Origin of the sequence: Streptomyces longwoodensis (genome assembly GCF_001514125.1) — a bacterium.
GTDB classification, from domain to species: domain Bacteria; phylum Actinomycetota; class Actinomycetes; order Streptomycetales; family Streptomycetaceae; genus Streptomyces; species Streptomyces longwoodensis.
The window spans coordinates 308,414-321,823 of sequence record NZ_KQ948552.1 but is presented as its reverse complement, the minus strand read 5'-3'; the positions used below and the strand labels follow the sequence as shown (position 1 = coordinate 321,823).

Below are 13,410 nucleotides of genomic sequence, written 5' to 3'. Positions count from 1 at the left end.
CGGCCCGCCCCCGACACAGCGACCCGAGGAACCCGGCCATGGATGGGTGTGACAGCCGATGAACAGCGAAGACAAGCTGCGGGACTACCTGAAGCGGGCCACCGCCGACCTGCGCAGGGCGCGCCGCCGCATCCAGGAGCTGGAGGAGCCCGAGCCGGTCGCCGTGGTCAGCATGGCCTGCCGCTACCCCGGCTCCGCCGACACCCCGGAGGCCCTGTGGGAGCTGCTGGCGGCCGGCGGCGACGCCATCTCCCCGTTCCCCGACAACCGGGGCTGGGACCTGGAGGCCCTGTACGACCCGGACCCGGACGCCGAGGGCCGCAACTACGTGCGCGAGAGCGGGTTCCTGCACGAGGCGGGCGAGTTCGATGCCGACTTCTTCGGCATCAACGCCCGCGAGGCGCTGATCATGGACCCGCAGCAGCGGCTGCTGCTGGAGACCTCGTGGGAGCTGTTCGAACGGGCGGGCATCGACCCGCGCTCCGTCCGGGGCAGCCGTACCGGGGTCTTCGTGGGCGCCGCCACCGTCGACTACGTCACCGGGCACCAGTACGTGCCCGAGGGCCTGGAGGGGTACACCGGCGTCGGCTCGTTCGCCAGCGTCATCTCCGGCCGGGTCGCCTACTCCTTCGGCATGGAGGGGCCCGCGCTCACCGTCGACACGGCGTGCTCGTCGTCCCTGGTCGCGCTGCACCTTGCGGTGCGGTCGCTGCGGCAGGGCGAGTGCGCCATGGCGCTCGCCGGGGGCGTCGCGCTGATGCCGACGCCGCAGGGGTTCATCGCGTTCAGCAGGCAGCGCGCCCTGGCGCCCGACGGCCGCTGCAAGGCGTTCGCCGACGCCGCCGACGGCTTCGGGCCCTCCGAGGGCGCCGGGCTGCTGCTGCTGGAACGCCTGTCGGACGCACGCCGCAACGGCCACCCGGTGCTCGCCCTGATCCGCGGCACCGCCGTCAACCAGGACGGCGCCAGCAACGGCCTCACCGCCCCCAACGGCCCCTCCCAGGAGCGGGTCGTGCGCGACGCCCTCGCCGACGCCCGGCTGACGACCGCCGACGTGGACGCGGTCGAGGCGCACGGCACCGGCACCACCCTCGGCGACCCCATCGAGGCCCGCGCCCTGCTCGCCACCTACGGCAGGGACCGGGACCCGGCCCGCCCCCTGTGGCTGGGCTCGGTCAAGTCCAACTTCGGGCACACCGCGCACGCGGCCGGCGCGGCCGGGGTCATGAAGATGGTCCTGGCGCTGCGCAACGAGCTGCTCCCGCGGACCCTCCACGTGGACCGCCCCTCCACGCACATCGACTGGTCCACCGGCGCGGTCGCGCTGCTCACCGAGCCCGTGGCGTGGAAGCGCGAGGGCCGCCCGCGCCGCGCCGGCGTGTCCGCGTTCGGCATCAGCGGCACCAACGCCCACGTGATCGTGGAGGAGGCCCCGGAGCCTGCCGAGGGGGCCGAGCCCGCCGGGAGTCCCCGGGAGGCTCACGCGGCCGGCAGCGGCGGGAACGGCACCCCGACCGGGACCCCCGCCCGCACCTCCACCCCCGCCCCGCTCGCCCTGCCCGTCGTGCCCTGGGTCCTGTCCGCCCGGTCGCAGCCCGCGCTCGCCGCGCAGGCCGAGCGCCTGGCCGCCTTCGTGGAGCGGCGCGGCGAGGTGCCCGCCACCGACATCGGCTGGTCCCTGGCCACCGGGCGCGCCGCCCTCGAACACCGCGCCGTGGTGCTCGCGGGTGACCGCCCCACCGCCCTCGCCGGCCTGGACGCCCTTCGCCGCGGCGAGCCCGCCGCCGGGGTGGTGACCGGCACCGCGCGGCCCGGCGCCGCCCGCGTCGCGTTCGTCTTCCCCGGCCAGGGCTCCCAGTGGCAGGGCATGGCCGCCGAACTGCTGGAGTCCTCCCCGGTGTTCGCGCAGCGGCTCACCGCCTGCGACGCCGCCCTGCGGCCGTGGACCGGCTGCTCGGTGATCGACGCCGTCCGCGGCGGCGAGGGCGCCGCCCCGCTGGACGACGTGGTGGTCGTCCAGTCCGCGCTGTGGGCCGTCATGGTGTCCCTCGCCGCGCTGTGGCGCTCCGCCGGGGTGGAGCCCGCCGCCGTCATCGGGCACAGCCAGGGCGAGATCGCCGCCGCCGTCGTCGCCGGCGCGCTGTCCCTGGAGGACGGGGCCCGGGTGGTGGCCCTGCGCGCCCGCGCCATCGCCGGGGGCCTGTCCGGACGGGGCGGCATGGTGTCGCTGCCGCTGCCCGCTGAGCGCGTCGCCGAGCGCCTGGCCCGCTGGGAGGGCCGCGTCGGGATCGCCTCCGCCAACGGGCCGTCGTCGACCGTGGTCTCGGGCGACCCCGAAGCCCTCGACGAACTGCTGGCCGCCTGCGAGGCGGACGGCGTGCGGGCCCGCCGCATCGCCGTGGACTACGCCTCCCACTCCGCCCACGTCGAGGCCGTGCGCGACGAGGTCCTCACCGCCCTGCACGACATCCGGCCGCGCGGCGGCGACATCCCCTTCCACTCCACCGTCACCGCCGGCCCGCTCGACACGGCCGGGCTGGACGCCGGGTACTGGTACACCAACCTGCGGCAGACCGTGCGCTTCGAGGAGACCGTGCGCGGCCTGCTGGCGGGCGGCATCCGGTTCTTCGTCGAGTGCAGCGCCCACCCGGTGCTCGCCGTCGGCCTGCAGGAGATCTTCGACGACGCGGGCACCGACGCCGTCGCGCTCGGCTCGCTGCGCCGCGACGAGGGCGGCCCGCAGCGCTTCCTCACCTCGCTCGCCGAGGGCCACGTACGCGGACTGCCCGTCGACTGGGACGCCGTGTTCGCCGGCACCGGCGCCCGGCGCGTCCTGGACCTGCCCACCTACCCGTTCCAGCGGCGCCACTACTGGCTGGAGGCCGAGTACCGCAACGCGGGCGACGCCGGGGACCTCGGCCTCAGCGCCGCGGGCCACCCCCTGCTCGGCGCCGCCGTACGGCTCGCCGAGGGCGACCGGCTGCTGCTCACCGGGCGGCTGTCGCTGAAGACCCACCCCTGGCTCGCCGACCACGCCGTCGGCGGGACCGCCCTGGTGCCCGGCACCGCGTTCGCGGAACTCGCCCTGGAAGCCGCCGCGCGCACCGGCTGCGGCGGTCTCGCCGAGATGACCCTGGAGAGCCCCCTCACCGTGCCCGCACGCGGCACCGTGCACCTCCAGGTGGAGGTGGACGCCCCCGACGGCGCCGGACGGCGCGCCCTCACCGTGCACGCCCGCCCCGGCGACGCCGCCGACGGCGACCCCTGGACCCGGCACGCCACCGCGCTGCTCACCCCGCCCGGGCCCGCCGACGGCGAGGCGCTCACCGCGTGGCCCCCGCCCGGCGCGGAGCGCCTGGACACCGCGGGGATGTACGAGCCGGTCGAGGGCGGCGCCTACCGGTTCGGCCCCGCCTTCCAGGGGCTGCGCTCGGCCTGGCGGCTCGGCGACACCGTCTGGGCGGAGGCCGCGCTCCCGCCCGAACTGCACCAGGACGCCGCCCGGTTCGGCGTGCACCCGGCCCTGCTGGACGCCGCCCTGCACGCCATCGGCTTCGGCGGCTTCCTCGGTGAGGGCACCCACCTGCCGTTCTCCTGGCACGACGTCGCCCTGCACGCCGTCGGCCCCACCGCCGTCCGCGTACGGGTGCGCGCCGCCGGGAACGACGCGGTCACCGTCACCGTCGCCGACGCCGAGGGCGCCCCCGTGGCCACCGTCGGGCGCCTGGTGTTCCGTCCCCTGCCCGCCGGCGGCGAGGGCGCGGGCGACGACCTGCGCGACACGCTGTTCCACGTCGACTGGGCACCGCTGCCCGTCGACGCCGCCGCCCCGTCCGGCGCCCGCTGGGCCGTGCTCGGTGCCGACGGCCACGGCCTGGTGCCCGCCCTGCGCGGCGCCGGGGTGTTCGGCGGTGCCCACCACGACCCCGCCGCACTCGCCGCCGCCGTCGCGTCCGGCACGCCCGCCCCCGAGGTGGCGCTGCTGTCCTGCGTGCCGGACCCCGCCGCCGTCTCCGCGGAGGGACTGCCCGCCGCCGTCCGCCGCGCCGCCGAGGGCGTGCTGCGCGCCGCCCAGCAGTGGCTGGCCGAGGACCGGCTGCACGGCAGCGTGCTCGCCGTCGTCACCCGCCGCGCCGTGGCCGCGGGGCCCGGCGAGGACGTCGAGGACCTGGCGCACGCCGCCGTGTGGGGCCTGCTGCGCTCCGCGCAGATGGAGCACCCCGGCCGGTTCTTCCTCGTCGACCTCGACGGGCGCGACGAGTCCCGGGCCCGCACCGCGGCCGCCGTCCGGGCCGCGCTCGCCGCGCAGGAGACCCAGCTCGCCCTGCGCCTGGGCGCCGCCCGCGTCCCCCGCCTTGCCAGGACCCCCGCCGCCTCCTTCCTCGTGCCCCCGCCCGGCGAGGCCGCCTGGCGCCTGGACACCACCGGCCCCGGCGACCTGGACCAGCTCGCGCTGCTGCCCCATCCGGAGGCGCTGGCGCCCCTCGGGGACAACCAGGTCCGGGTCTCCGTGCGCGCCGCCGGCCTCAACTTCCGCGACGTACTGGTGGGCCTCGGCATGGTGCCCTCCCAGGAACGCCTGGGCAGCGAGGGCGCCGGCGTCGTCACCGAGGTCGGCCCCGGCGTCACCGGCGTCGCCGTCGGCGACCGCGTGATGGGCCTGCTGCCCGACCCGTTCGGGCCCGTTTCCGTCGTGGACCGGCGCCTGGTCACCCGCGTCCCGCGCGGCTGGAGCTTCGAGCAGGCCGCCGCCGTGCCCGCCGCGTTCCTCACCGCCTGGTTCGGCCTCGCCGACCTCGGCGGGCTGCGCGAGGACGAGACCGTGCTCGTCCACGCCGCGACCGGCGGCGTCGGCATGGCCGCCGTGCAGCTCGCCCGCTACTGGGGCGCCGAGGTCTACGCCACCGCCAGCGAGGGCAAGTGGGACACCCTGCGCCGGATGGGCTTCGACTCCGGCCACATCGCCTCCTCCAGGACCCTCGACTTCGAGGGCACGTTCCGCGCCGCCACCGGGGGGCGCGGCGTCGACGTGGTGCTGAACTCCCTCGCCCACGACTTCACCGACGCTTCCCTGCGGCTGCTGCCGCGCGGCGGCCGGTTCCTGGAGATGGGCAAGACCGACCAGCGCGACCCGCGCGAGGTCGCCGAGCGGCACCCCGGCGTCACCTACCGCCCCTACGACCTCATCGACGCCGGCGCCGACCGCATCGCCGAGATCCTCGCCACCCTCGTCCGGCTCTTCGAACGGCGCGTGCTGCGGCCGCTGCCGGTGCGCACCTGGGACGTCCGGCGCGCCCCCGAGGCGTTCCGGTTCATGAGCCAGGCCCGGCACACCGGCAAGCTCGTCCTCACCGTCCCCAGGCCCCCGGACCCCGACGGGACCGTGCTCGTCACCGGCGGCACCGGCACCCTCGGCGGCATCCTCGCCAGGCACCTGGTCACCGCCCACGGCGTGCGGCACCTGCTGCTGGCGGGCCGCCGCGGCCCGCAGGCGCCCGGCGCCGACGGCCTGCGCGAGGACCTGCTCGCGCTCGGCGCGCGCACCGTCACCGTCGCCGCCTGCGACACCGCCGACCGCGACGCGCTGTCCGCGCTGCTGGCCTCCGTACCCGGGGACCGCCCGCTGACCGCCGTGGTGCACGCCGCGGGCACCACCGCCGACGGCGTCCTCGGCTCCCTCACCCCGCAACGGCTCGACGAGGTGCTGCGGCCCAAGGCCGACGCCGCGCTGCACCTGCACGAGCTCACCCGGGAGTCGGACCTCACCGCGTTCGTCCTGTACTCCGCGGGCGCCGGCGTCCTCGGCAACCCCGGCCAGGCCAACTACGCCGCCGCCAACACCTTCCTGGACGCCCTCGCCCACCACCGCCGCGCCGCCGGTCTGCCCGCCGCCTCCCTGGCCTGGGGCTACTGGGCCGAGACCAGCGAACTCACCGGCCGGATGGACGACTCCCACGTGGAGCGGATGACCCGCTCCGGGGTGCTGCCCATCGACGCCGCCCACGGCATGCGCCTCTTCGACGCCGCCCTCGGCGCGGGCGAGGCCCTGCTCGTGCCCACCCGGCTCGACGTCCCCGCGCTGCGGGCGGGCACGTCCACGGGCCCCGGCCCCGCGATGCTGCGCGGACTGCTCGGCGGCGCCCGGCGCCCGGCACCCCGCCAGGCCGCCCGGGCCGGGACCGCCGCCGTGGAGGCCCGCTCGCTCGAGGCAAGGCTCGCCGCCCTGCCCGCCGACGAGCAGCGGCTCCTGCTGGAGGACTTGGTGCGCGGCCACGTCGCCGCCGTGCTCGGCGCCTCCGGACCCGAGGCCATCGGCGCCGAACGGGCCTTCAAGGACATGGGCCTGGACTCGCTCACCGCCGTCGAACTGCGCAACCGCCTCGGCGCCGCCACCGGCCTCACCCTGCCCAGCACCCTGGTCTTCGACTTCCCCTCGCCCCGGGAACTCGCCGGCCACCTGCACCAGGAGCTCGCCCCCGACGCGGCCGCCACGGCCGTGGACGGCCCCGACCCGGAGGAGGCCCGGGTGCGCGCCCTGCTCGCCACCGTCCCGCTGGCCCGGCTGCGCGCCGGCGGGCTGCTCGACCCCCTGCTGGGACTCGCCGAGGACCCGGCACCCGGCACCACCGGGCCCGCCCCGGACCGGGACGCCGGGGCGATCGCCGAGATGGACGTCGAGGACCTGGTGCGCGCCGCCCTCGGCAACAGCGGTCCGTGAACCGGCCACCGCCCGCGACGCGGCACCGCCGTACCCCGGCCGATCAGGAACGGCGCGCCGAGCGCCCCACAGAGAGGGAGTGACCGATGGCCTCCACCGAACAGATCATCGAGGCCCTGCGCGCGGCCCTCACCGACAACGAGCGGCTGCGCGAGCAGAACCGGCGGCTGGTCGCCGCGGCGTCGGAACCCCTGGCCGTCGTCGGCATGGCCTGCCGCTTCCCCGGCGGCGCCACCTCGCCGGACCTGCTGTGGGAACGCCTCGCGGACGGCCGGGACATGATGTCCCCGCTGCCCGGCGACCGGGGGTGGGACCTCGACGCCCTCCTCGGCACCGCCGGCGGCGGCCCCGCCGCGTCCGCCGCGCGCGAGGGCGGGTTCCTCGCCGACGTCTCCCGCTTCGACGCCGAACTGTTCGGCATCTCGCCCCGCGAGGCCCTCGCCATGGACCCGCAGCAGCGGGTGATGCTGGAGGTCTCCTGGGAGGCGTTCGAACACTCCGGCCTGGACCCGCTGTCCCTCAAGGGCAGCCCCACCGGCGTGTTCCTCGGCGTGTCCTACGCCGCCTACGGCTCCGACGTCACCCACGTCCCCGCCGAGGTCCAGGGCTACTCCATGACCGGCAACGTCACCAGCGTCGCCTCCGGCCGCATCGCGTACACGCTCGGCCTGGAGGGCCCGGCCGTGTCCGTCGACACCGCCTGCTCCTCCTCCCTGGTCGCCCTGCACCAGGCGGCGCACGCGCTGCGGGCCGGCGAGTGCTCGCTCGCGCTCGTCGGCGGCGTGTCGGTGATGCCCACACCGGCGCTGCTCGTGGAGTTCACCCGGCAGCGCGGCATGGCGGGCGACGGGCGCGCCAAGGCGTTCGCGGCCGCCGCCGACGGCACCGCCTGGGCCGAGGGCGCCGCCGCCGTCGTCGTGGAACGGCTGTCCGACGCGCGGCGCCACGGCCACCCGGTGCTCGCCCTGGTCCGCGGCTCCGCCGTCAACCAGGACGGCGCCAGCAACGGCCTGACCGCCCCCAACGGCGCGGCCCAGCGCCGGGTGATCCGCGCCGCGCTGGACAGCGCCGGCCTCACCCCCCACGAGGTGGACGCCGTCGAGGCGCACGGCACCGGCACCCGCCTCGGCGACCCCATCGAGGCCCGCGCCCTGTTCGACACCTACGGCCGCGACCGGGACCCGGCGCACCCGCTGTGGCTGGGCGCCGTGAAGTCCAACTTCGGGCACGCCGGGCCCGCCGCGGGCCTCGCCGGGCTGGTCAAGATGGTGCTGGCGATGCGCGCCGGGCGGCTGCCGAGGACCCTGCACGTGGACGAGCCCACCCCGGCCGTCGACTGGTCGTCCGGCACCGTACGGCTGCTCACCGAGGACGTCCCGTGGACCCGCGCCGGTCACCCGCGCCGGGCCGGGATCTCCTCGTTCGGCATCAGCGGCACCAACGCCCACGTGATCGTCGAAGAGGCGCCGGAGCCGGCGGAAGCGTCGGAGCCGTCGTCCGCCACGACCACGCCCCCCGTCACGACCACGCCCCCCGTCACGACCGCGCCCCCCGACGCGGGCGCGGCGACCCCGCGGACCACCGCGGTCGGGCCGGGCCCGTCCGGCCCCGGCCCCGCCGAGACCCCCCTGCCCCTTGCCGGGAAGACCGAGGACGCGCTGCGCGCCCAGGCCGCCCGGCTCGCGGACCACCTGGCCCGCCGCACCGGCGTCCCCCTCGCCGACGTGGGCTTCTCGCTCGCCACGACCCGCGCCCGGCTGCCCCGCCGCGCCGTCGTCGTCGCGGACGGCCGGGAGGAGGCCCTGCGGGCCCTGCGCGCCCTCGCCGCGGGCGAGCCCGACCCGGCGGCCACCGAGGGGGAGGCGCGGGCGGAGACCCGGCCCGCCTTCCTGTTCACCGGACAGGGCGCCCAGCGCCCCGGCATGGGCGCCGACCTGCACGCCGCCTTCCCGGTGTTCGCGGCGGCGTTCGACGAGGCGTGCCGGGCCCTGGACCGGCACCTGGAGCACCCGCTGCGCGAGGTCGTCCTCGCCGCGCCCGGCACCCCGCGGGCCGCCCTGCTCGACACCACCGCCTACACGCAGCCCGCCACCTTCGCCCTGCAGGTCGCCCTCCACCGGCTGTGGGAGTCCTGGGGCGCCGCCCCCCGGTTCCTCATCGGCCACTCCGTGGGGGAGATCTCCGCCGCCCACGTCGCCGGCGTGCTCTCCCTGGACGACGCGGCCACCTTGGTCACCGCGCGGGGCGCCCTGATGCAGGCGCTGCCGCCCGGCGGCGCCATGTACGCCCTCCAGGTCACACCGGACGAGCTGGCCCCGCAACTCGTCGGACAGGAGGCCGAGTTGTCCCTGGCGGCGGTCAACGGGCCCCGCGCCACCGTGCTGTCCGGCGACGCCGAGGCCGCCGCCCGCGTCGCCGGGCACTGGGCGGAGCGCGGCCGCAGGACGAAGCGGCTGCGCGTCGGCCACGCGTTCCACTCGGCCCGCATGGAACCCGTGCTGGACGCCTTCCGCGAGGTGGCCGCCGGCCTCTCCTACCGGCCGCCGACCGTTCCCGTCATCTCCAACGTCACCGGGCGGGCGGCCACCCCCGGCGAACTCGCCGACCCCGGCTACTGGGTGCGGCACGTGCGCGGCACCGTCCGCTTCCTCGACGGGATGCGCGCGCTCGCCGACGAGCACGTCACCGCCTACGTCGAGCTCGGGCCCGACGCCGTCCTCACCGCCATGGCGCGCGAGTGCCTGGGCGGCCGCGCCGCCGCCTGCGTCCTGGCCCCCACCCTGCGCCGCGACCGGCCGGAGACGCGCACCGCCCTCACCGCCGTCGCCGCCCTGCACGCCCACGGGGTGCCGCTCGACTGGGAGGCGGTGTTCGCCGGGCGCGGCGCCCGCCGCACCGACCTGCCCACCTACCCCTTCCAGGGCAGGCGCTTCTGGCTGACCGGCGCGCCCGACCCGGACGCCGGAGACCTCGTGCCCACCGTCCTGGCCCAGGCTCCGCACCACGCCCCGGCCGCCACCGGGACCGGCGCACCGCCCGGGGGAACCGCGCTGCCGAACGCCCGCGAGCGGCTGGCGGCGGAGCTGCCCGGCCTGGACGAGGAGGCCAGGACCGCCCTGCTGACCGGGCTGGTCCGCCGCCACGTCGCCTCGGTGCTCGGCCACACCTCCCCCGAGGAGGTCCCCGTCACCCGCGACTTCGGCGAACTGGGGCTGGACTCGATGCCGGCGGCCGACCTGCTGACGCGGCTCCAGGCTGCCACCGGGCTCGACCTGCCCGCCACCGCCGTCCTCGACCACCCCAGCTGCGAACGCCTCGCGGCGCACCTCGCCCAGCACCTCGCCGACGGCGTCCCGGGGGCCGAGCCCGCCGCGTCCGCCGTGCCCGGCGTCCGGGCGGAAGGACTCGGCGGGCTCTTCCTGCGGGCCTGCCGCGAGGGCCGGGCGCGCGAGGTCCACGAGCTGACCGCCGGACTCGCCGCGTTCCGGCCGTCGTTCACGGACGCGGCCGGACTCGACCGGGCGCCGCGCACCGCCTGGCTGTGCGACGGGCCGGACGAACCGGTGCTGCTGTGCTTCCCCTCGTTCGTGTGGCAGCAGAACTTCTACACCTACGCCCGGCTGGCCTCCGGCTTCCGCGGCAGCCGCGCCGTCGCCGCGATCGGGCTGCCGGGCTTCGAGGCGGGCGAACCCCTGCCGGCCTCGGTCGACGCCCTCGCGCAGGCGCTGGCCGACGCGGCCGTGCGGACGGCGACCGGCCGGACGTTCGCCCTGCTCGGGCACTCCGGCGGCGGCAACATCGCCGCGGTCGTCGCCGCCCGGCTGGAGGCGCGCGGCACCCCGGCCCGGGCCCTCGTCCTGCTCGACACCCCGGCGTGGGGCGGCGAGCACGGCCTCGGCGGCGAACGGTGGGGCGACGCCGTACAGCGCGCCCTCGTCGAACGGGCCGACCTGGTGGCACGGGCCGGGGACGGCACCGCAGAGGCGTGGATCACCGCACGGGCCCGCTACGCCGGGTTCGACTACGCCGTCCCCGCGCTCGGCACCCCGACGCTGCTCGTGCGCGCCACCGAACCCCTCCCGGCCCAGGGCGCCCCGGACCCGGCCGACGACGGCTGGCGCGTGACCTGGACCCTGCCGCACGCCGTCGCCGACGCCCCGGGCGACCACTTCTCGATGCTGGAGGCCGACCACGCGGCCAAGACGGCCCAGGCCGTCGACGACTGGCTGCGCGGCCCCCGGTGAGCCCCGACGCCGCGGCCCCGGTGCGCCCCGCGGCCGCACCCCCGGTGCGCCCCGACGCCGGCCCAGGAGCCGGCGCCCCCTCCTCGCCCCACCCGCCCCCGCGACAGAAACGGACACACGGCATGACCCCCTGGGACCGCGGAGCCGGAGCATGGCTGACGCGCTACACCCCGCACCGGCCCGGCGGCGGCCGCGTCCAGCTCGTCTGCCTGCCGCACGCCGGCGGCTCGGCCACCTTCTTCCAGCCGCTGGCCCGGGCGTTCGAGGCGCTGCCCGACGCGCCGTTCGAGGTGCTCGCGGTCCAGTACCCGGGCCGCCAGGAGCGCCGCTCGGAACCCCTCGTGGACGACCTGCTGGTCCTCGCGGACCGGGTGGCCGAGGCGCTGCGGCACGCGGGGGACACCCCGGTGCTGCTGTTCGGGCACAGCATGGGGGCGCTCGTGGCCTGGGAGGCCGCCCGCAGGCTGCGCCGCCCCGGCGACACGCCCCCGGTCGGGCTGGTCGTCTCCGGCCGCGGCGCGCCTTCCCTGCACCGTGACGTACGGCTGCACCTGCGCACCGACGCCGAGCTGGTCGCGGACCTGCGCTACCTCAGCGGCACCGCGTCCGACCTGCTGACCGACCCGGGCGTGCTCGGCATGGTCCTGCCCGTGCTGCGCGCCGACTACAAGGCCGTGGACGGCTACCGCTACCAGCCCGCGTCCCCGCTGGGCTGCCCCGTCTCCGTCTTCCTCGGCGACCGCGACCCGTGGGCCAGGGAGCGGGAGGCGCGCGGCTGGCGGGAGGAGACCACCGGACCGGTCACGTTCCGCACCTTCCCCGGCGACCACTTCTACCTCACCGCCGGGTGGGACGCGGTGGCCCTCGCGGTCGCCGGGTCCCGCACCGGCGTCACGGCCGGCTGACGGCGCCCACCCGCACGATCGTCTTCCCCGAAAGGAACGTGAGAGGAACGATGTCCGAAACGACACGGGCGGTGGTCCTGGGCGCGGGTATGGCGGGCATGCTGGCCGCCACCGCACTGGCCCGCCACGTCGACGCCGTCACCGTGCTCGACCGGGACCGGCTGCCCGGCAACGCGGACCCCCGCCGCGGTGTGCCGCAGGCCCGGCACACCCACGTGCTGTGGTCGGGCGGCGCCCGGGTCATCGAGTCGCTGCTGCCCGGCACCACGGACCGGCTCCTCGACGCGGGCGCGCACCGCATCGGGCTGCCCGAGGACCTGGTGTCGCTGACCGCGTACGGCTGGCAGCGGCGCTTCCCCGAGACCCAGTTCATGATCGCCGCCAGCCGCTCCCTGCTGGACTGGACCGTGCGCGACCAGGCCATGGCGGACCCGCGGATCACGGTGACCGGAGACACCGACGTCATCGGCCTGCGGGGCGACGCGACGGCCGTCACCGGAGTCACCTACAAGCCGCGCCGGGAGGGGACGGTGTCGGTGCTGGACGCCGACCTCGTGGTGGACGCCACCGGCCGGGGGTCCCCGGTCAAGCGCTGGCTCGCCGGGCTCGGCCTGCCGCCGGTGCAGGAGGACGTCATCGACTCCGGCATGGCGTACGCCACGCGCGTGTTCCGGGCGCCCCTGGGCGCGCGCAAGAAGTTTCCGCTGGTCAGCGTGTACGCCGACCACCGCGCCGGGATACCGGGGCGCAACGGCATCCTGCTGCCCATCGAGGACGGCCGCTGGATGGTGACCCTCTCCGGCACCCGCGGCGGCGAACCCCCGACCACCGAGGACGGCTTCACCGCCTACCTGCGCACCCTGCGCCACCCGCTGATCGCCGACCTGGTCGAGCGCGCCGAGCCGCTCACGGGCGTCCAGGCGTCCCGGTCCACCGCCAACCGGCGCCTCTACTACGACCGGCTCGTGCAGTGGCCCGACGGGCTGGTGGTGCTCGGGGACGCGGTCGCCGCGTTCAACCCCGTCTACGGGCACGGGATGAGCGCCGCGGCGCTCAGCGCGGCGGCGCTCGGCGGCACCCTGGCCGCGGACGGCCTGCGGCCGGGCACCGCCCAGGCCGTGCAGCGGGCCGTCGGCGCGGTGGTCGACACCCCGTGGTCACTGGGCACGTCCCAGGACGTCTGCTACCCGGACGTGTTCGCCAGCACCGACGACCCGCGCCTGACCCGGCACGCGGCGCAGCGGCGCGCCCAGGCCGACCTGATCGGCACGGCGGCGCTCGCGGACGCCGCGGTGTGCGCGGCCGCGATGCGCGTCAACACCCTGTCGGGCGTCGCCGACGACGCCTTCCAGGCGCCCGAGGTGCGCGCGGCGCTGGCCTCGGCCGCCGCGCTCGACCTGCCCGGCAGGCCGACGCTGAGCGAGGAGGAGTACGAGGCGGCGCGGATCGCGGTGCCCACGGGCCACTGACCGCAGGGGGACGACTGTCCGAGGGGCACCCCGATCGGGTGGAGCACTGAACGGGTGCTTCCCCTTGCCCCGTT

Annotated in this window: 3 protein-coding genes and 1 pseudogene; all 4 read left to right on the top strand. The window is 77.5% G+C overall.

Annotation, left to right across the window (positions count from 1 at the left end; all coding sequences use genetic code 11):
* The first annotated feature begins 58 nt into the window (after positions 1-58).
* The 4 genes and pseudogenes from AQJ30_RS39800 (at position 59) to AQJ30_RS13855 (ending at position 13,336) form a co-directional block, all read left to right on the top strand.
* On the top strand, positions 59-6,718 hold the full coding sequence (locus AQJ30_RS39800; protein ID WP_067233219.1) for a type I polyketide synthase: 6,660 nt from the start codon (positions 59-61) through the stop codon (positions 6,716-6,718).
* A gap of 86 nt (positions 6,719-6,804) precedes the next feature.
* Positions 6,805-10,932: pseudogene (locus tag AQJ30_RS13865) on the top strand (type I polyketide synthase); the annotation flags it as partial.
* Positions 10,933-11,084: 152 nt separating this feature from the next.
* Positions 11,085-11,867 (top strand): thioesterase II family protein, encoded by a 783-nt coding sequence (locus tag AQJ30_RS13860; protein ID WP_067233216.1) that lies wholly within the window; start codon positions 11,085-11,087, stop codon positions 11,865-11,867.
* A 50-nt stretch (positions 11,868-11,917) separates the two neighbouring features.
* The gene (locus tag AQJ30_RS13855; protein ID WP_067233214.1) at positions 11,918-13,336 is read left to right on the top strand and encodes an FAD-dependent oxidoreductase; all 1,419 of its coding nucleotides are present in this window, start codon (positions 11,918-11,920) and stop codon (positions 13,334-13,336) included.
* Positions 13,337-13,410: the final 74 nt, after the last annotated feature.